Origin of the sequence: Pseudomonas sp. BGI-2, from assembly GCF_004310295.1 — a bacterium.
Classification (GTDB): domain Bacteria; phylum Pseudomonadota; class Gammaproteobacteria; order Pseudomonadales; family Pseudomonadaceae; genus Aquipseudomonas.
Genome location: NZ_SISB01000019.1, coordinates 82,811 through 102,460, shown reverse-complemented (window position 1 = coordinate 102,460; position 19,650 = coordinate 82,811). Strand labels below are relative to the sequence as shown.

Here is a 19,650-nt window from a genome sequence, read left to right as displayed (position 1 = left end):
AAAGTAAATGGCTGGGCTCGAGGGTAACCCATGAGTACACTCAGGCCAGCCCAAACAACGGAGAAAACAGCTGTGGATACTCTGTTCACCAAGATCATCAACCGGGAAATCCCGGCCAAGATCATTTACGAGGACGACCAGGTACTGGCCTTCCACGACATCGCCCCACAGGCACCGGTGCATTTTCTGGTCATTCCGAAAAAAGCGGTGCGCACCCTTAACGACCTCACCGAGGACGATAAGGCATTGGCCGGGCATATTCTGTTCACTGCCCAGCGCCTCGCCCTGGAACTGGGCTGCGAAAAAGGCTTCCGCGTTGTCATGAACTGCAATGAAGAAGGTGGGCAGACTGTCTATCACATTCATATGCATGTGCTGGGTCAGCGCCAGATGCACTGGCCGCCGGGCTGATCCACAGACCCTGCCCTTTGTAGGAGCGAGGCTTGCCCGCGAAGAACGATAACGCGGTCGATTTGGATGACTGCGTCGCACCAATTGCGGGCAAGTCGGATCGCCGCACCGCTCGCTCCTACAGGTTTGCTGGTGCTCCCACTGGAAATGACCCAGCGCAAACCTTCCCCGGCCGATTGGGTTAAACTGGCCGCCGAGATTCTTCCCGGAGGTCAGCATGACTACCCAGCGTCACTACTCGCCGATTGACCGTCTTCTGCTGCAAGCCGATGCCGCGATGCGTACGTTGCTGCCCTTCAGTGGCCAGCCGTACCGTCCGTCGCCCGCCATCGTGCAGCCGGATGCGCAAATGAGTGACGAAGACACCCGCCACGTTGCCGGCTTGATGCGCATCAACCATACCGGTGAAGTCTGTGCCCAGGCGCTGTATCAGGGTCAGGCCCTGACCGCCAAGCTGCCGCACGTGCGTGCCGCCATGGAACATGCTGCCGAAGAAGAAATTGATCACCTGGTCTGGTGCGAGCAACGCATCAAACAACTGGGCAGCCACACCAGCATTCTCAACCCGCTGTTCTACGGCATGTCGTTCGGAATTGGTGCGGTGGCCGGATTGATCAGCGACAAGGTCAGCCTGGGTTTCGTGGCCGCCACCGAGCATCAGGTGTGCAAACACTTGAACGAGCACCTTGAGCAATTGCCGGCGGAAGACGAAAAGTCCCGAGCGATTCTTGAGCAGATGCGGATTGATGAAGAGCACCATGCTGAAAGCGCGCTGGAGGCTGGAGGCTTTCGTTTTCCGGCACCTGTGAAGTTCGGGATGAGCTTGATGGCTAAAGTGATGACCAAGAGTACTTATCGGATCTGATTCAAGGGGCTTTTCGTAGGAGCGAGCGATGCGGCGACCCGACTTGCCCGCGGAGGCCGCTACAAGGTTTCACCGAAACACCGCGTTATCGTTCTTCGCGGGCAAGCCTCGCTCCTACAAGGAGTTTGCGACAGACATGAAAAAGGCGACTGCCGTGAGGTAGTCGCCTTTTTTTTATCCGAAAATCTTAGGTCGGCATGTTGCGCGCGTAGAAGATTTCGAGCATTTCGTGTTTCACACGATCAGTCACTTGAGCACGCTGCTCAGGGGACAGGTTGTTGGTCGCGTCACCGAACAGGTAGTTATCCAGTTCGAAGTTCTTCAACAGCATTTTGGTGTGGAACAGGTTTTCCTGGTACACGTTCACGTCGGTCATCTGGTACGCGTCGCGGGTGTCGTCGGAGAGGTAGTTCTGGATCGAGTTGATTTCGTGATCGATGAAGTGCTTGTTGCCTTCGACGTCACGGGTGAAACCGCGCACGCGATAATCCACGGTCACGATGTCCGAATCGAACTGGTGAATCAGGAAGTTGAGCGCCTTAAGCGGTGAAATGACGCCACAGGTCGACACGTCGATGTCCACACGGAATGTCGCAATGCCGTCGTCCGGATGGATTTCCGGGTAGGTATGCACCGTGATGTGGCTCTTGTCGAGGTGGGCCAGGATAATCTCGGGCAACGGACCCGGCGACTCTTCGATCTGGCTGTCGGTCGGGGTTACCGGCTCTTCCGAGATCAGAATCGTGACGCTGGCACCCTGTGGATCGTAGTCCTGACTGGCGATGTTCAGGATGTTGGCACCAATGATATCGACAACTTCTGTGAGGATCTGCGTCAGGCGCTTCGCGTTGTACTCTTCATTGATGTACTCAACGTAAGCCTGTTGGTCTTGCGGGGTTTCCGCATAGCAGATGTCATAGATGTTGAAGCTCAAGGTCTTTGTCAGGTTATTGAACCCGTGGAGCTTGAGTTTGCTTTTCACCGTTAAAAACTCTCTATGTATTGCGGCCCGGGCCGCGTGATCAAGCATGCCCGTCAGATGCGAACAACGCACCTGCGTAGGACGGTTAACACCTCTTCGCGATCGCGATTTTGGTTGTCTGTTCGGGTGTGCAGCCTGTTGATGACGGGCCACGACCCTGAAAAAAGTGGCGCATTATGCAGACGTCAGCTTGGGATCGCCAGAGTCTGCACTGCTTTTATGATAGTTGAATGTCGATTCAACCGAGTTCGATGATCTCGTAGTCGTGGGTAATCGCTACGCCCGCCGCGCCAAGCATGATCGACGCCGAGCAATACTTCTCGGCGGACAGTTCGATAGCGCGTTTGACCTGGGCTTCTTTCAGCCCGCGGCCCTTGACCACGAAGTGCATGTGGATCTTGGTGAAGACTTTCGGATCTTCGGTTGCACGCTCGGCTTCGAGGAAGGCTTCACAGCTTTCGACGGCCTGACGGGACTTCTTGAGGATGCTGACCACGTCGAAATTGCTGCAACCGCCGACACCCAGCAGGAGCATTTCCATCGGCCGGACACCCAGGTTGCGACCGCCTGCATCGGGCGGACCGTCCATGACCACGACGTGACCGCTGCCGGATTCACCGAGGAACATGGCTTCGCCAGCCCATTGGATGCGTGCCTTCATCGCCAGACTCCACTGCATAAAAAAGGGTCGCCAGCTTAGCACAGGGGCTTGGATTGACAGTGCCCGGCATTTATAGGACATAACCTTCCGAGCCGTAGGTAAATGCTCGAATATTGCAGGAAGTGTCTGTTAAGCTGGCGCCAATTCGCTGGCGCTTGGCCAGCCTTTGCCGCAACCGTCGTCTGCGACTCATAAAAAAACCAAACACACCGTGAAGTCTTTTCGGGATACAACCATGGTTGCTATTGCCCCAACCCCCAAAATCAAGAACCTCGACAAGCTGTTGATGCATTGCCAGCGCCGTCGTTATGCGGCCAAGAGCAACATCATTTGTGCCGGTGATCGCTCGGAAACGCTGTTCTTCATCATCAAAGGCTCCGTCACGATCCTGATCGAGGATGACGACGGCCGCGAAATGATCATCGCCTACCTGAACTCCGGGGACTTTTTCGGTGAGTTGGGTCTGTTCGAACAGGCTGGCCTGGAACAGGAGCGCAGCGCCTGGGTGCGCGCGAAGATCGAGTGTGAAGTGGCGGAAATCAGCTACGCAAAATTCCGCGAGCTGTCCCAGCAAGATCCAGACATTCTTTACGTGCTCAGCGGACAAATCGCACAGCGTCTGCGCAATACCACGCGCAAGGTCGGTGACCTGGCCTTCTTCGACGTCACTGGCCGCGTCGCCCGCTGCCTGCTGGAGTTGTGCAAACAGCCGGATGCCATGACCCACCCGGACGGCATGCAGATAAAAGTGACCCGCCAGGAAATCGGCCGAATTGTCGGTTGTTCACGTGAGATGGTCGGTCGCGTGCTCAAGGATCTGGAAGAACGCAACCTGGTGGACGTCAAAGGCAAGACCATGGTGGTCTTCGGTACGCGCTAAGCTCGAACACTCAAGCGCCGAGCATGTCTGCCAGCAACTGGCGATAAAGCGTGTCGAGCCGATCCAACGCATCGGGGGCGGCAAACTTCTCATGCAGGGCAATGTGGCTTTCGGCGCGCACCCGCTGTTCAAGACCGCACGTTTCATTGAAGCGATTGACCGCGGCGACCATCGATTCACGCTCGTTATCGAGCAACAAAGCACCGTGCACCAATCCCACCGGGCGCTGACCACCCTTGCTTTGGCGCCAGCGCTGAGCGGTGCCGACCATCTTGCGGCCGTCGAGGTTGACGTTGAAACGTCCATCGCAAAATGCGCCGTCGACTTCGCCCAATGACGAAACGCCGCCCAGCTCATCCAGCAACTGACAGATTGGATCGCAGAGTCGGCGATAAGCGGTTTCAATGCGGTTTTGATCGCCTTCGCTACGCGGGGGTGCGTAGACCAAGGCGATATTGATGGTGGAGGCCGATTGCGGCACTGGCTCACCGCCGGTTTCACGCAACAGCACTGGCCAACCGGCAGCGGCTGACACTTCACATGCTGCTTCGAAGCCTGGCAGACGGTTCAAGCGTCGGGGCATGACCAGCGCTTGATCGCCGGGTTGCCAGAACAGCAGACCAAACTCTGAATCGCCGGTGCAGACTGAACCTAATAGGTCCTGCTCGGCCAAGAGGCCAGCTTCGACAGCCAGTGAGGTGGGTTTGAACATGAACAACTCCGTAAGACATGAGGTCTTTGGGGAATTTGAGGGCCTCTTCGCGAGCAAGCCCGCTCCCACATTGGATCGGCGTTAGTCTGTACTAGCGCGGATTAATGTGGGAGCGGGCTTGCTCGCGAATGGTGGCACCCCGGCTTACGATCTGTGTTCAGTCGAGCGTAGAACCGCTGACCGGACCGCCGCGCTAAGGAAAGAACAGACGCTGCAACTCGGTGCCCGGGCTCTCGGCGCGCATGAACGCTTCGCCCACCAGGAACGCGTACACGTCGCTGATTTCCATCAGTTCCACATCGGCCCGGTTGAGGATGCCGCTTTCGGTAATCACCAAACGATCTCGCGGGATACGCGGCAACAGGTCCAGCGTGGTTTCCAGGCTGACGTCGAAGGTATGCAGGTTGCGGTTGTTCACGCCTACCAGAGGCGTGTCGAGGGTTTTCAAGGCCCGCTCCAGCTCGTTGCCGTCGTGGACTTCCACCAGCACATCGAGACCGACGCTTTTCGCCACGGCCGCCAGCTCGGCCATTTTCACGTCATCCAGTGCGGAGACGATCAACAGCACGCAGTCAGCGCCCAAGGCACGGGCTTCGACGATCTGGTAAGGATCGATCATGAAGTCCTTGCGGATCACCGGCAGGCTGCACGCCGCCCGCGCCTGTTGCAGATACGCATCAGCGCCCTGGAAGTAATCGATATCGGTCAGCACCGACAAGCAAGTCGCGCCGCCCTTCTCGTAGCTTTTCGCGATGTCGGCGGGAACGAAGTGCTCGCGGATCACGCCTTTGCTCGGCGAGGCTTTCTTGATTTCGGCAATGACTGCCGGCTGTTTCAGCTTGGCCTGAGCAATCAGTGCCTTGGCAAAACCACGGGGTGCATCGGCCGCCTTGGCCAGACTTTCCAGCTCCGCCAGACTCACACGGGCGCTACGCTCGGCAACTTCCTGGACTTTGCGGGCCAGAATGTTTTCCAGAACCGTCGGTACACTCATCCCTCATTCTCCACTCTGAATACCGCGGTAAATGCACCCAACTCCTCAAGTTTTTCCCGAGCGAGGCCTGTGTGCAGCGCATCGTGCGCCAGGGCAACGCCTTCTTTCAAACTGGTCGCCAAGTCGGCGGCGTACAGCGCCGCACCGGCATTGAGCACGATCATCTCGGCCGCTTTCTGACCGCTCTCGGTCTTGCGCTTGCCCAAGGCATCGCGAATCAGCTCAAGGGACGCCGCCGGACTTTCCACTGCCAGGCCGTGCAGGCTCTGACTCTTCATGCCCAGGTCTTCTGGTTCGACCCAATATTCGGTGATCTGGTCATTCTTCAGCTCTGCCACAAAGGTTGGCGCCGCCAGACTGAACTCGTCCAGGCCATCCTTCGAGTGCACCACCAACACGTGCTTGCTGCCCAGACGCTGCAAGACTTCGGCCAATGGCCGGCACAACGCCTGACTGAACACGCCCACCACCTGATGTTTCACACCGGCCGGATTCGTAAGCGGGCCGAGCATGTTGAACAGGGTACGCAGGCCAAGATCCTTGCGCGGGCCGGCGGCGTACTTCATGGCACGGTGATGGGTCTGGGCAAACATGAAACCGATACCGACGTTGTCGATGCAACGCGCCACCTGGACCGGGGTCAGGTTCAGGTAGATACCGGCTGCCTCAAGCAAGTCGGCGCTGCCGCTTTTGCCCGATACTGCACGGTTACCGTGCTTGGCCACGGTGCAACCCGCTGCCGCCACCACGAAGGAGGACGCCGTCGAGACGTTGAAAATGTTCGCACCATCACCGCCGGTGCCGACGACATCGACTACGCCGTCGAGGGTCTTGAGTTCGACCTTGTCCGCCAGCTCGCGCATGACCGACACCGCGCCGACGATCTCGTCGATGCTCTCGCTCTTCATGCGCATGGCCATCATGAACGCGCCGATCTGCGCATCCGTGCATTGCCCGGTCATGATTTCGCGCATCACATCGCGCATCTCATCGGTGCTGAGGTCGAGGTGGTCGACGATACGGCTCAGGGCTGTCTTGATATTCATGAAAAGTCCTTAGCGCGTGCCGCCGGTTTGTTTGAGGAAGTTAGCGAACAGCTCGTGGCCCTGCTCGGTGAGGATAGACTCGGGGTGGAACTGCACACCCTCGATGTTCAATGTCTTGTGGCGCAGGCCCATGATCTCGTCGACCGAACCGTCTTCGAGCTGGGTCCATGCGGTCAGCTCCAGGCAGTCCGGCAGGGTTTCGCGCTTGACGATCAGCGAGTGATAGCGCGTCACCGTCAGCGGACGGTTCAGACCTTCGAATACACCCTTGTCCTCGTGGAATACCGGGCTAGTCTTACCGTGCATGACTTGCCGGGCGCGGACCACATCACCGCCAAAGGCCTGGCCGATGGACTGGTGGCCGAGGCAGACGCCGAGAATCGGCAGTTTGCCGGCGAAGTGCTTGATCACCTCGAGCGAGATGCCGGCTTCAGTCGGGGTGCAAGGACCGGGGGACACGACGATGCGCTCAGGGTTGAGGGCTTCGATGTCGGCAATGGTGAGTTCATCGTTGCGCACGACTTTGACCTGGGAGCCGAGCTCACCGAGGTATTGCACAACGTTGTAGGTAAAAGAGTCGTAGTTATCGATCATCAGCAACATGGCGTTTGGAACCTCTTGAATTCACTGACTTTTAATTCAGCCTTCGAATGATTACCCGCAGTGTCCTGCGCTTTGTCAGTCGCCGGGTGCGCCAGCAAAGCGGTATGTCATACGGGTGAAGAAGGCAAAGCGGTACAGGTCCGGCGGGGCCGGCAAAAGAATTCAGGCGCGCCAACGCCAGCGGGCGTGTGCCTTGATGACTTGATCCAGGAGTTTGCTGATGATCAACACGGGGAAGGTCTCATTCATACGTCTTGGCACAGTAACTTAGCTGGGCAGAGCGTGCAATATGGCCGGGGCCACTGGCCGCGAAACAATCGAAAGGTTCGCGACCGATGGCAAAAGGCCGGAAGTTTTTGGTACTGTCGTTTCGTTCACTACAACAATAAATAAACGGACTTGCTCATGATCAAACAGACGTTGTTTGTACCGCTCGCAGGATGCTTGCTCGCCATGGCCTGTGCCCAGGCGATGGCCGCGCCCAATCCTTACACCAATTTCGTCGTCTTCGGCGACAGTCTCAACGATGCCGGGACCTTTGCCGACACGGGCGGACCGGCCGGTTCGACCCAACGCTTTACCAACCGGACGGGGCCGGTTTACCTGGATGGCAGCGGCGAAGTCCGCTCGCTCAACTCCACGCAGATTCTGGGTGGAAAACTAGGGTTCTCAGCGGATCAGACAGCCTCATCTTCCTCGGCTGTACGCGCCAACAATGGCCAGCCCGATGGCAACAACTGGGCCGTCGGCGGTTATCGCACCGACCAGATTCTCGATTCGATCACCAGCACCTCCGCCACGGGCGATCGCACCCGAGCGGGCTACCTGCCGTCGAACAACTTCCGCGCAGACCCGAATGCGCTGTATTACCTGTCGGGCGGTGGTAACGATTTCCTGCAAGGTCGCGTGACCAGCCTGCCCCAGGCCAGCGCCGCCGCCGATCGCCTGGTCAACAGCGTACAAACCCTGCAACAGGCCGGTGCCCGCTACATCATGGTCTGGTTGCTGCCAGACATCGGCTTTACCCCGGCCTTCAACGGCACACCACTGCAAGCGTTCACTTCCCAACTCAGCACCCAGTTCAACACTGAACTGGTGAGCCAGCTGCAGAACGTCAACGCCAACGTCATCCCGTTGAACATTCCGGTTCTACTCAAAGAGACGTTTGCCAACCCGGGGCAGTTCGGTCTGGCTACCGACCAGAACCTCAGCGCTACGTGCTTCAGCGGCAGCAGCTGTACCGAAAACGCCCGTTACGGCATCAACAGTGCTACGCCGGACCCGACCAAGCTGATCTACAACGACTCGGTGCACCCGACCGAGGCCGGGCAACGCCTAATCGCCGATTACGCCTACTCGCTGCTGTCTGCACCATGGGAAGCGACCCTGCTGCCGCAAATGGCCCAGGGGACTTTGCGCTCCCATCAGGATGAATTGCGTAACCAGTGGCTGGCGGATTGGCAAAACTGGCAAGGCGTGGGGCAATGGCGGGCGATTGTTGCCGGTGGCGGCCAGCATCAGGACTTTGACAGTCAGCGCAGCGGCGCCAGTGCTGACGGCAATGGCGCCAACCTGAACATCGGTGGCAGCTACCGGCTCAACGATGCATGGCGCGTTGGCCTGGCGGCGGGCTTCTACAACCAGAAGCTTGAAGCCGGCGACAACGATTCGGACTACAAACTGAACACTTATATGGGCACCGCTTTCGCCCAGTACCAGCAAAACCGCTGGTGGGCTGATGCGGCGTTGACGGCCGGGCATCTGGACTACGACAGCCTCAAGCGTAAATTCCAGTTGGGCTTCAACGAGCGCGGGGAGAAAGGCGATACCGACGGTTACCTGATGGCTATCAGCGGCCGCGTGGGTTACGACATCGCGCCAGAAGCGACCAGCCCTTGGCACCTGTCGCCGTTCGTTAGCGCTGACTTCGCCAAGGTTGAAGTCGACGGCTACTCGGAAGATGGCGCCGACTCCACCGCGCTGACCTTCGATGACCAATCGCGCATCTCCCGGCGCCTGGGTCTCGGGATCCAGGGCAAGTACCAGATCACTGCGCAGACCCAGGTGTTTGGCGAACTGGCCCACGAGCGCGAGTACAACGACGACACCCAGGACGTGACCATGAACCTCAACAGCCTGCCGAACAACCGCTACGCCTTGGCCGGCTATACCCCGCAGACCAACCTGAACCGTTTGAACCTGGGCGTGAGCCACAACCTCACCAAGGATTTGGCATTGCGGGCCAGTTATGACATTCGCAAGGATGATGACTTTACCCAGCAAGGCATTAACGTCGGGGTGGCACTGGACTTCTAAATAGCAGGCAACAAAAAACGCGGCACCCTCACAGGCACCGCGTTTTTTTATGCTGGTGGAGTCTTTGTGGGAGCGGGCTTGCTCGCGAATAGGCCGTGTCAGTCGACATCAATGTTGAATGACACACCGCATTCGCGAGCAAGCCCGCTCCCACAGGGGGTTTTGTGTGAACTCAGGCGTCCGGGGTTTGTTCGGCCAGGGCCACGGCGCGGAACATGGCGCGGCGCTTGTTCAGGGTTTCTTCCCATTCCAGCGCCGGCACCGAGTCGGCGACAATGCCGCCACCGGCCTGCACATGCAGCTCGCCATTCTTGATCACTGCGGTGCGGATCGCAATCGCGGTGTCCATGTTGCCGTTCCAGGCGAAATAGCCCACCGCCCCGCCGTAGACACCGCGCTTGACCGGCTCCAGTTCGTCGATGATCTCCATCGCACGAATCTTCGGTGCGCCCGATAACGTGCCCGCCGGCAAGATCGCCCGCAGTGCGTCCATCGCCGTCAGCCCGGCCTTCAATTGGCCAGTGACGTTGGAGACGATGTGCATCACGTTGGAATAACGCTCGATGACCATTTTCTCGGTGAGCTTCACCGAACCGATCTCCGAAACCCGGCCGGTATCATTGCGGCCCAGGTCGATCAGCATCAAGTGCTCGGCGATTTCCTTGTGGTCCGACAGCAGGTCTTTTTCCAGCGCCACGTCAGCCTCTTCGTTGGCGCCTCGCGGACGGGTGCCGGCAATCGGGCGCACGGTGATCAGGTTGTCTTCGACCCGCACCAGCACTTCCGGCGAACTGCCGACGACGTGGAAGTCGCCGAAGTTGAAGAAGTACATATAAGGCGTCGGATTGAAGCAGCGCAGCGCCCGGTACAGATCGATCGGCGCAGCCTTGAAGTCGATCGACATGCGCTGTGACGGCACGACCTGCATGCAGTCACCGGCCAGGATGTATTCCTTGATGGTGTCGACGGCTTTTTCGTAATCGTCCTGGGTAAAGCTCGAGCGGAACACCGGATCAGCCGACTGTTGCTTGCTGAAATCCAGGCCGCGGCGCGGGGTGATCGGCTGACGGAGTTTTTCCAGCAGCTCTTCCAGGCGTGCCTGACCTTGTTCGAAAGCGTCTGCCTGCGATGGGTCGGCCAGCACGATGGCGTGCATCTTGCCGGCGAGGTTGTCGAACACCACCACCGCGTCGGACACCATCAGCAGAATGTCCGGCACGCCCAGCGGATCCGGGTTCGGGCACTTGCCCAGACGCTTCTCCACATAGCGCACGCAGTCGTAACCGAAGTAACCCACCAGACCGCCATTGAAGCGTGGCAGGCCAGGGATGGTCGGTACGTTGTAACGGGCTTTGAATTCTTCGACGAAGGCCAACGGATCTTCGGCTTCATGGCTTTCAATCTCGACGCCGTCATGGGTCACGCTGACGTGATGATCGTGAACCCGCAGCACGGTGCGGCACGGCAGGCCGATGATCGAATAACGGCCCCACTTCTCCCCGCCCTGCACCGATTCCAGCAGGTAGGAATTCGGCTCATCGGCCAGTTTCAGGTAGATCGACAGCGGCGTGTCGAAGTCGGCCAGGGTTTCGCAGGCCAACGGGATACGGTTATAGCCGGCAGCGGCCAAACGCAGAAATTCTTCGCGGATCATGGGGTAGCCTCGTGGCTTGAGGTGCTAACAGTCAGGTATGCAAACGCGCCGGAAAGCCGGCCAGAATCGAGTCAGGCGCGCCAACGCCAGCGGGCCAGGGCCTTGATGACTTTCATCCAGAGTTTGCGAGTGACCACCACGATGGCGTTTCCAGAAGGGGATTGAGCAACGTCGGCCAACGTTATCTCAGCGGCCGGATCCAGGCAACCGGGAATTAGCTTGCGCAGATCGTCGATCACCAGCGCCGGCGACTCTTCCGAAATCGGCCGGCCATGGTTGTAGCCGTAGCTGAGGGCGACACACTTGACCCCCGCTGCTTTCGCCGCCTGCACATCGCTGCGCGAATCGCCGACAAATAGCGATTGCGAGGCCGGGATGTTGGCCATTTTCATCACGAAAAACAGCGCGGCCGGGTCAGGCTTCTTCTGCGGCAGGGTATCGCCGCCGATGATCCATTTGAAGTAACGGCCGATTTTCATCTGATCCAGCAACGGCGCGACGAAGCGCTCCGGCTTGTTGGTGATCAGCGCCATCTCGACACCCTGCTTGTGCAGCCATTTCAGGGTGTCACGCACGCCGGGATAGACCACGGTCAGATCATGGTTCTCGGCGTAAGCCTCCATGAAAATCTCCAGGGCGCCCTCGGCTTCACCGTCGTCGACCGTCGAATGGTCGATGCCACCGGCCAGCGCGCGGCGAACCAGCACCGGCGCGCCATTGCCGACCCACTCACGCACCGACTCGAGGCCGGCAGGTTGACGCCCGAGTTTGAGCAGCATGTTATCCACAGCCACGGCGAGGTCGGGGACCGAATCGATCAACGTGCCATCCAGATCGAACATCACCAGCCGCGGCAGACGCCCCGGGAACAGCTGCTCAAAGCCACTCATGGACGAGTCAACGCCAGTTCGGAACGCATCTTTTCAATCACCTCTTGGTAGTTCGGTGCATTGAAGATCGCCGAACCGGCGACGAAGGTGTCGGCGCCAGCCGCAGCGATTTCACGAATGTTGTTCACGTTGACGCCACCGTCGATTTCCAGGCGGATGTCCCGGCCGGAAGCATCGATCAGCGCGCGCGCTTCACGCAGCTTGTCGAGGGTGCCGGGGATGAACTTCTGCCCGCCGAAGCCTGGGTTGACGCTCATCAGCAAGATCATGTCGACCTTGTCCATCACGTACTTGAGCACGTCCAGCGGCGTCGCCGGGTTGAACACCAGGCCCGACTTGCAGCCGCCCTCGCGGATCAGTTGCAGGGAACGGTCGACGTGCTGCGTGGCTTCCGGGTGGAACGTGATGTAGGTCGCGCCGGCCTCGATGAAGTCACCGACGATGCGGTCCACCGGGCTGACCATCAGGTGCGCGTCAATCGGCGCGGTCACGCCGTACTTGCGCAACGCGGCGCAGACCATCGGGCCGATGGTCAGGTTTGGCACATAGTGGTTGTCCATGACATCGAAGTGCACGAAGTCGGCGCCGGCGGCCAGGACGTTGTCCACTTCTTCACCCAGGCGGGCGAAGTCGGCGGAGAGAATCGACGGAGCAATGACGAAGGGCTGCATGACGCACCTTTTTTGAGCAGAATCACGATGGCGCGCATTGTATACCGCATGCTTTGAAGCGCGCACCGTGACGCGATAATCAGTAGGCCGCGCGGTAGATCTTCTCGATATCGATGGCGCTCAATTTGCGCGGATTGTTGCGCATCAGACGCTCGATCCCCGCGGCTTCCACGGCCATGGCCGGGATGGCGTCCTCGGGAACACCGAAACTGCGCAGGCCTGGCGGGATCTCAACCGCCGCACACAACGCGGTCATCGCCTCCACGGCTTTGTCCGCCGCTTCGTTGGCGCTCAGGTGCGCGGTCTTCACTCCCATGGCTTCGGCAATATCCTGCATGCGCTCGACGCAGGCCATCTTGTTCCAAGTCATGACATACGGCAGCAGCAAGGCGTTGCTGACGCCATGGGCGATGTTGAAACGCCCTCCCAGCGGATACGCCAGCGCATGCACCGCGCCGACCCCAGCATTACCGAAGGCCATGCCGGCCATCAGGCTGGCGGTGGCCATGTCTTCCCGGGCTTGCGGGTTGGACGGGTTGGCGTAGGCCTTGGGCAGTGCATTGGCGATCAGCTTGATGGCGCCGATGGCCAGGGCGTCGGTAATCGGTGAGGCGTTCAGCGACAGGTAGGATTCGATGGCATGCACCAGCGCGTCGACGCCACTGGCGGCGGTGACACTGCGCGGGCACGTCAGGGTCATCTGCGGACTGACCAGCGCCACGTCCGGCAATAGATAGTCGCTGACAATGCCTTTCTTCAGCTGCGCAACCTTGTCGGAGAGGATCGCCACGTTGGTCACCTCCGAACCGGTGCCGGCCGTGGTCGGAATGGCGATCAGCGGCGGGCCTTTGCGTGGCACCTGATCGACGCCGAACAAATCCTCCAGCGCACCGTGGTAACCGGCGTAGGCCGCAACGCTTTTGGCGATGTCGATGGCGCTGCCGCCGCCGAGGCCAATCAGGCCGTCGTGCCCTCCCTCGCGGTAGACCCGCATGCAGTCTTCGACGATGGCAATTTCCGGGTCGGGCAGCACACGGTCGAAAATCTCGTAGGTCCGATCGCCCAGTTGCGCCAGCGCCAGCTCGACCGTGCCGGACTTGACCAGTGCTGCGTCGGTGACGATCAGCGGGTTGTCGACATCCAGGCGGGTAAGCTCGGCGGCCAGTTGCTCGATGGCACCTGCGCCGGTGATCAGTTTGTGAGCGATTTTGAAAGAGGAAAGACTCATCGTGCGCAGCCTCTTATAAGTAGGGGAGCTGGGCACAATAGTAGCTGGGGATTGGGGTTTGTCTGCTATTCAGGTTGTGAATGACTGAACATGTCCGGCGGGATTGCCGATCGTTCCCACGCTCCGCGTGGGAATGCAGCCAGGGACGCTCTGCGTCCCAAGAGCGGACGCGGAGCGTCCAGTGAGGCATTCCCACGCGGAGCGTGGGAACGATCATGGTGTGTGGACTCAGACTTGGGCGGTGCGCAGTTTTTCGCTGCGGCCTCGCAGCCACTCAAGGGTCAGCAACAGGATCACCGAGAAGGCGATCAGCAGCGTCGCGGCGGCAGCAATGGTCGGGCTGAGGTTTTCGCGGATACCGCTGAACATCTGCCGTGGCAAGGTCGCTTGTTCGGGACCGGCAAGGAACAGCGTCACCACCACTTCATCGAACGACGTCGCGAAGGCAAACAGCGCACCCGAGATCACACCCGGCGCAATCAGCGGCAACGTCACCCGGCGGAACGCCGTCAGCGGCGAAGCCCCCAGACTGGCAGCGGCACGCACCAGGTTGTGGTTAAACCCCTGCAAGGTCGCCGACACGGTAATGATCACAAACGGCACGCCCAACACCGCATGCACCACGATCAGCGAGAAGAAGCTGTTGCCCAGGCCCAGCGGCGCAAAAAACAGATAGCTCGCCACACCGATGATTACCACCGGCACCACCATCGGCGAAATCACCAGTGCCATCACCAGCGCCTTGCCCGGAAAATCACCCCGAGTCAGGCCAATCGCCGCCAGCGTACCGAAGATCATTGCCAGCACCGTCGCCGCTGGGGCAACGATGATGCTGTTCCTCAACGCGCGCATCCATTCCGCCGAGGCGAAAAAGTCGTGATACCACTGCAGCGAGAAGCCTTGCAGCGGGTACACCAGGAAACTGCCGGAGTTGAACGACAGCGGAATGATCACCAGCACCGGCAGAATCAGAAACAACAGAATCAGGCCGCAGAGAATCCGCAAGCTGTAGAACCACACCCGTTCGATGGGCGACATATAAGGACTCAGCATTTCATTCTCCCCTTAGCTCAGGCGCAGGCGACTGGCGCCTACCAGCCAGCTGTAAATCAGATAAAGCACCACAGTCGCCAACAGCAGCAGCCCACCGAGTGCGGTCGCCATGCCCCAGTTGATGCTGGTGTTGGTGTAGAAGGCGACGAAGTAGCTGACCATCTGATCGTTCGGGCTGCCCAGCAAGGCCGGGGTGATGTAGTAGCCGATGGCGAGGATGAACACCAACAGGCAACCGGCGCCGACACCGGCATAGGTCTGCGGGAAGTACACCCGCCAGAAACTGGCGAACGGGTGGCAGCCAAGGGAAATCGCGGCACGCATGTAAGTCGGCGAGATGCCTTTCATCACGCTGTAGATCGGCAGAATCATGAACGGCAGCAGGATGTGCACCATGGAGATGTAAACCCCCGTGCGGTTGAACACCAGCTCCAGCGGTTTATCGATAATGCCCATCGCCATCAGGCCGCTGTTTATAAGCCCGCCGGATTGCAGCAACACAATCCACGCGGCGACCCGCACCAGAATCGAAGTCCAGAACGGCAACAGCACCAGAATCATCAGCAAGTTGCTTTGGCGTGATGGCAGGTTCGCCAGCAGGTAGGCCAACGGATAAGCCAGCACCAGGCAGATCACGGTGATGATCAGGCCCATCCAGAACGTGCGGGCGAAGATGTCGAGGTAGATCGCCTGATCAGGGGTGGCCGGGGCGATTTCGCCGAGGTCGTCGATGCGGTGATCGACCGCCGCCAGCAAGTAGTACGGCGTGATGTTGCTGGTGTTGCGGCGCACCGCTTGCCAATAGGCCGGGTCGCCCCAGCGTTCGTCGAGGCCTTCCAGTGCTTCTTTATAGGAGGCCGGTTCGGTGGCGAACGGCAAGGCGCGGGCGGTTTTGGTCAGCAGGCTGCGGTAGCCGGCCAACTCCATGTTCAAGCGCTTGGACAGATCGCCCAGGGTCTGATTCTTGCGAGCTTCAGCGAGGTCTTCGCTGGCCGCTTTGTAAACCGGTTCTGCGGGCAGGCCTCGGCCGTCCCAACTGGCGATGGCTGCCACGGTGCGCGGCATGCCGCCGACCACTTCCGGGTTACCAACGCTTTTGTAGAGCAGCGCCACGATCGGCACCAGGAACACCAGCAACAGAAACAGCACCAGGGGCGCGATCAAGGCCTGAGCCTTCCAGCGGTTGATCCGCTCGGCGTGCTTGAGCCGCTGCTTCAAGGTGGGGTCAGTGCCCGCGTTCAGGGGAATGGCGGTGGCCATGGCGTACTCCGAAAATCTTTGATCGTTACAGAGGCGGCATTCCGTGACCGCAAGGCCACCTCTGTTCTTGATAACTACACATTCCCCCGTAGGAGCGAAGCTTGCTCGCGAAGGCGGCGTGTCAGTCAACATTGATGTTGAAAGTGCTGACGTCTTCGCGGGCAAGCCTCGCTCCTACAGGAGTGGATAAGCCCACGGGGTGGTCTTATTTGGCAGCCCAGGAATTGAAGCGCTGTTCCAGTTGCTCGCCGTTGTCAGCCCAGAAGCTGACGTCGATCTGCACCTGATTGGCGATGTTTTCCGGGGTGGTCGGCATGTCTTTCAGGACATCCTTGGCCAGCAACGGTACGGCCTGGATGTTGGCCGGGCCGTAGGCGATGTTTTCCGAGTAAGTCTTCTGCTGTTGTGGCTGCACCGAGAACGCGATGAATTTCTTCGCCGCTTCAGCACGCGCCTTATCCAGACCTTTTGGAATGGCCCATGCGTCGAAGTCGTAGATACCGCCATTCCACACGACTTTCAGGTTGCTTTCTTTCTGCACGGCAGCGATCCGGCCGTTGTAGGCCGAGCTCATGACCACGTCACCGGAAGCGAGGTATTGCGGCGGTTGTGCGCCGGCTTCCCACCACTGAATGCTTGGCTTGAGTTCATCAAGTTTCTTGAACGCACGGTCCTGACCGTCCTTGCCGGCCAGCACTTTGTAGACGTCTTTCGGCGCAACGCCGTCGGCCATCAGTGCGAATTCCAGGGTGTACTTGGCGCCTTTACGCAGTCCGCGTTTGCCCGGGAATTTCTTGGTGTCCCAGAAATCCACCCAGCTGGTCGGTGCGGAGGCCAGCTTGTCGGCGTTGTAGGCCAACACGGTCGACCACACGAAGAAACCTACGCCGCAGGGCTGGATCGCGCCTTTGACGTAATCTTCGGATTTGCCGAACAGCGCCGGGTCGAGTTGCTCGAACATGTCTTCGTCGCAACCGCGAGACAGTTCCGGGGATTCAACTTCCACCAGGTCCCAGGACACGCTTTTGGTGTCGACCATGGCTTTGACCTTGGCCATCTCACCGTTGTATTCGCCCGCCACGATCTTGCCGTTGCCTGCCGCTTCCCACGGTGCGTAGAAGGCTTTGACCTGCGCAGCCTTGTTCGCCCCGCCAAAGGACACCACGGTCAAATCCGGGCCCGCCGCCATCGCGTGTGACGCACCGATCATGCCGATGACCAGGGCGCTGAATTTCAGGGATCTCAACATTTATTGTTCTCTCCACGTGCAGGGTTGGTGTTGTTGAAGCCGGGGCGATCAGTTCGCCTCTAGAAGTGGGTCGAGCGCACGAACGTGTTCGACCTGCCAGCCAAGCGGTACCACATCACCGACGGCGAGCGCGGGATCGAGCTCGGCAATCGGTTGTTTCACGAAGAAGTCGGTCTTGCCGCAGACTTCCAGGCGAACCCGGACGTGATCGCCCAGATAGATGAATTCCGCCACCCTCCCCGAGAAGCGATTGACGCAGGACTCGCTCGAACCATTGAGGCTCACGCGTTCCGGACGAATCGACAGCGTGACCGGTTCGCCGGTCTTGCCGACGTTCACGGCCAGGGCTTCAACCTTTTCACCGCGACCGAGCTCGACCACGCAGCGGTCGCCAGTGTGGCTGTGCAAGCGGCCGTTGAGACGATTGTTCTCGCCGATGAAGTTGGCGACGAAGGTGTTTTTCGGTTCTTCGTAGAGGCTGCGCGGTGGAGCGATCTGCTGGATCTCGCCTTGGTGGAACACCGCCACGCGGTCGGACATGGTCAAGGCTTCACCCTGGTCGTGGGTCACGTAGACCACGGTCACGCCGAGGCGCTGGTGCAGATGCTTGATCTCCATCTGCATGTGTTCGCGCAGTTGTTTGTCCAGTGCGCCGAGGGGTTCGTCCATCAGCACCAGTTGCGGTTCGAATACCAATGCGCGGGCCAGGGCCACACGCTGTTGCTGACCGCCGGACAGTTGCGCCGGGTATCGCTGGGCGAAGGTGTCGAGCTGAACCATGCTCAGGACTTTTTTGACCTTGTCGCTGACATCGCTCTTGTTCAAGCCACGCACGGTCAGCGGGAACGCGAGGTTCTCGGCAACGGTCATGTGCGGGAACAACGCGTAGTTCTGAAACACCATGCCGATGTCGCGCTTGTGCGGCGGCACGTTGTTGATGGAACGCCCGGCCAACTGGATTTCGCCAGCGGTCGGGGTTTCGAAACCGGCAAGCATCATCAGGCTGGTGGTCTTGCCGGAGCCGGACGGCCCGAGCAAGGTGAGGAATTCGCCTTTGCGAATGTCCAGGTTGAGGTCTTTGACGATCAGGTTCTCGCCGTCGTAGCTTTTTTGCACTCCACGAAAGCTGACCAGAATATCGCTGGCCCCTGCGTTTGAATCGACCTGGCTCATACCCACACCTTTGTTGTGATGACTGCTGTGGACTAAGCCTAGTGGACACTGCTGACCACGCAAATCGGGGCGCAGGAGAGAATGGCCTCAGCCGGATGGAAGGTTGGGGGTAGGGATTGCCCTACAAGGATGGCGCGTTTTGACCAACACAGCGTCAAACGGTCAGCTGCAAGCCACAAGTAAAGGCAAAAGCGATTCGCAGGGATGTCGCAAATGGATATGCACCGCCCATCCCTGTAGGAGCGAGGCTTGCCCGCGAAGCTTTTGGCGTCAGTGAAATCGCCTTCGCGGGCAAGCCTCGCTCCTACAGGGAATGCATGCGATTTTTATAGGAGTTTGTGTTCCATGGCGTACTTCACCAGCTCAGCCAGGGAGGTGATGTTGAGTTTCTGCATCAGCCGCGCCTTGTGGGTGCTGATGGTTTTGCTGCTCAGGGCCAGTTGCTGGGCGATGTCATTGACGTTGGCGCCCTGGGCCAGGCGTTCGAACACCGAGAACTCACGCTCCGACAGCAACGAGTGCAACGGCCGCGAATCGGTCAGGCCGACTTCGAAGACCATGCGGTCGGCCAGGTCCGGGTCGATGTAACGACCGCCCGCCGCGACTTTGCGGATCGCCGTCAGCAGCAGTGCCGGATCGCTGTCCTTGGTCGCGTAACCCGCAGCGCCGACCTTCAGCGCCCGGGCGGCCATTTGCGCTTCGTCATGCATCGACAGCACCAGGATGGCCGGCGGATTGTTCAGCGCGCGAATCCGCGGGATCGCTTCCAGGCCATTGACGCCCGGCATGGAGATATCCAGCAGCACCACTTCGCAGGGCACATGCCGCAGGGTCTCGAGCAGCTGCTCGCCATTGCTTGCCTCCCCTACCACCAGCAAGTCCTTGGCCAGGCCGATCAATTGCTTGATGCCTTCACGGACGATGGTGTGGTCTTCGGCTACCAGTACACGGATCACGTTTTTCTCCATTCTTTTTATATCAGAGCCAAAATCTATCGTCGGA

The 19,650-nt window shown here is 59.5% G+C and carries 20 protein-coding genes; 5 read left to right on the top strand and 15 right to left on the bottom strand.

Annotation, left to right across the window (positions count from 1 at the left end; genetic code table 11):
- The first annotated feature begins 72 nt into the window (after positions 1–72).
- From EYC95_RS14815 to coq7, 3 genes are all read left to right on the top strand, one after another.
- Complete coding sequence (locus EYC95_RS14815) at positions 73–411, top strand: histidine triad nucleotide-binding protein (RefSeq protein ID WP_053162884.1); 339 nt, start codon at positions 73–75, stop codon at positions 409–411.
- Positions 412–477: 66 nt separating this feature from the next.
- Positions 478–660, top strand: a complete 183-nt coding sequence (locus tag EYC95_RS30165) for a hypothetical protein (RefSeq protein WP_165557461.1) — start codon at positions 478–480, stop codon at positions 658–660.
- Positions 629–1,276: a 2-polyprenyl-3-methyl-6-methoxy-1,4-benzoquinone monooxygenase gene (coq7, locus tag EYC95_RS14805; protein WP_131061018.1), complete on the top strand. Its 648-nt coding sequence runs from the start codon at positions 629–631 to the stop codon at positions 1,274–1,276. Before EYC95_RS30165 ends, coq7 begins: the two co-directional genes overlap by 32 nt.
- A 187-nt stretch (positions 1,277–1,463) precedes the next feature.
- Here the strand turns inward: coq7 and speD are convergent, their stop codons facing one another.
- Positions 1,464–2,258, bottom strand: a complete 795-nt coding sequence (speD, locus tag EYC95_RS14800; protein ID WP_131061017.1) for an adenosylmethionine decarboxylase — start codon at positions 2,256–2,258, stop codon at positions 1,464–1,466.
- A 238-nt stretch (positions 2,259–2,496) separates the two neighbouring features.
- Positions 2,497–2,919 (bottom strand): OsmC family protein, encoded by a 423-nt coding sequence (locus tag EYC95_RS14795; protein ID WP_007941657.1) that lies wholly within the window; start codon positions 2,917–2,919, stop codon positions 2,497–2,499.
- 235 nt (positions 2,920–3,154) lie between these two features.
- Between EYC95_RS14795 and crp the strand changes: the two genes are divergently transcribed.
- Positions 3,155–3,799 (top strand): cAMP-activated global transcriptional regulator CRP, encoded by a 645-nt coding sequence (crp, locus tag EYC95_RS14790; protein WP_008027103.1) that lies wholly within the window; start codon positions 3,155–3,157, stop codon positions 3,797–3,799.
- A 10-nt stretch (positions 3,800–3,809) separates the two neighbouring features.
- On the opposite strand, the gene EYC95_RS14785 is transcribed toward crp, so the two are convergent.
- From EYC95_RS14785 to EYC95_RS14770, 4 genes are all read right to left on the bottom strand, one after another.
- The gene (locus EYC95_RS14785; protein WP_131061016.1) at positions 3,810–4,511 is read right to left on the bottom strand and encodes a lipoate--protein ligase family protein; all 702 of its coding nucleotides are present in this window, start codon (positions 4,509–4,511) and stop codon (positions 3,810–3,812) included.
- Between the two features lie 193 nt (positions 4,512–4,704).
- Entirely contained in the window at positions 4,705–5,505 is an 801-nt protein-coding gene (gene trpC, locus EYC95_RS14780) for an indole-3-glycerol phosphate synthase TrpC (protein ID WP_131061015.1), read from the bottom strand.
- Positions 5,502–6,551: an anthranilate phosphoribosyltransferase gene (gene trpD / locus EYC95_RS14775; RefSeq protein WP_131061014.1), complete on the bottom strand. Its 1,050-nt coding sequence runs from the start codon at positions 6,549–6,551 to the stop codon at positions 5,502–5,504. The genes trpC and trpD overlap by 4 nt, the downstream gene beginning before the upstream one ends.
- A gap of 9 nt (positions 6,552–6,560) precedes the next feature.
- Positions 6,561–7,154 (bottom strand): aminodeoxychorismate/anthranilate synthase component II, encoded by a 594-nt coding sequence (locus EYC95_RS14770; RefSeq protein WP_131061013.1) that lies wholly within the window; start codon positions 7,152–7,154, stop codon positions 6,561–6,563.
- Between the two features lie 405 nt (positions 7,155–7,559).
- Between EYC95_RS14770 and estP the strand changes: the two genes are divergently transcribed.
- Positions 7,560–9,470 carry an esterase EstP gene (estP, locus tag EYC95_RS14765; RefSeq protein WP_131061012.1) on the top strand — a complete coding sequence of 637 codons (1,911 nt, stop codon included), beginning with the start codon at positions 7,560–7,562 and terminating at the stop codon, positions 9,468–9,470.
- Positions 9,471–9,642: 172 nt separating this feature from the next.
- Here the strand turns inward: estP and trpE are convergent, their stop codons facing one another.
- The 9 genes from trpE to EYC95_RS14710 all read right to left on the bottom strand — a co-directional run bounded on the left by trpE (position 9,643) and on the right by EYC95_RS14710 (position 19,616).
- Entirely contained in the window at positions 9,643–11,124 is a 1,482-nt protein-coding gene (gene trpE, locus EYC95_RS14755; RefSeq protein ID WP_131061011.1) for an anthranilate synthase component I, read from the bottom strand.
- 71 nt (positions 11,125–11,195) lie between these two features.
- A complete protein-coding gene (locus tag EYC95_RS14750; protein ID WP_131061010.1) occupies positions 11,196–12,014 on the bottom strand; it encodes a phosphoglycolate phosphatase in 819 nt (272 codons plus the stop codon).
- A complete protein-coding gene (gene rpe, locus EYC95_RS14745; protein ID WP_028621492.1) occupies positions 12,011–12,685 on the bottom strand; it encodes a ribulose-phosphate 3-epimerase in 675 nt (224 codons plus the stop codon). Before rpe ends, EYC95_RS14750 begins: the two co-directional genes overlap by 4 nt.
- A gap of 79 nt (positions 12,686–12,764) precedes the next feature.
- The gene (locus EYC95_RS14740) at positions 12,765–13,913 is read right to left on the bottom strand and encodes an iron-containing alcohol dehydrogenase (RefSeq protein ID WP_131061009.1); all 1,149 of its coding nucleotides are present in this window, start codon (positions 13,911–13,913) and stop codon (positions 12,765–12,767) included.
- A 228-nt stretch (positions 13,914–14,141) separates the two neighbouring features.
- Complete coding sequence (locus EYC95_RS14730; protein ID WP_131061007.1) at positions 14,142–14,966, bottom strand: ABC transporter permease; 825 nt, start codon at positions 14,964–14,966, stop codon at positions 14,142–14,144.
- Positions 14,967–14,978: 12 nt separating this feature from the next.
- Entirely contained in the window at positions 14,979–16,226 is a 1,248-nt protein-coding gene (locus EYC95_RS14725; protein WP_131061006.1) for an ABC transporter permease, read from the bottom strand.
- Positions 16,227–16,431: 205 nt separating this feature from the next.
- Positions 16,432–17,475 carry an ABC transporter substrate-binding protein gene (locus EYC95_RS14720; RefSeq protein WP_131061005.1) on the bottom strand — a complete coding sequence of 348 codons (1,044 nt, stop codon included), beginning with the start codon at positions 17,473–17,475 and terminating at the stop codon, positions 16,432–16,434.
- 48 nt (positions 17,476–17,523) lie between these two features.
- Positions 17,524–18,648 carry an ABC transporter ATP-binding protein gene (locus EYC95_RS14715; RefSeq protein WP_131061004.1) on the bottom strand — a complete coding sequence of 375 codons (1,125 nt, stop codon included), beginning with the start codon at positions 18,646–18,648 and terminating at the stop codon, positions 17,524–17,526.
- A gap of 326 nt (positions 18,649–18,974) precedes the next feature.
- Positions 18,975–19,616 (bottom strand): response regulator transcription factor, encoded by a 642-nt coding sequence (locus EYC95_RS14710; RefSeq protein WP_174160275.1) that lies wholly within the window; start codon positions 19,614–19,616, stop codon positions 18,975–18,977.
- Positions 19,617–19,650: the final 34 nt, after the last annotated feature.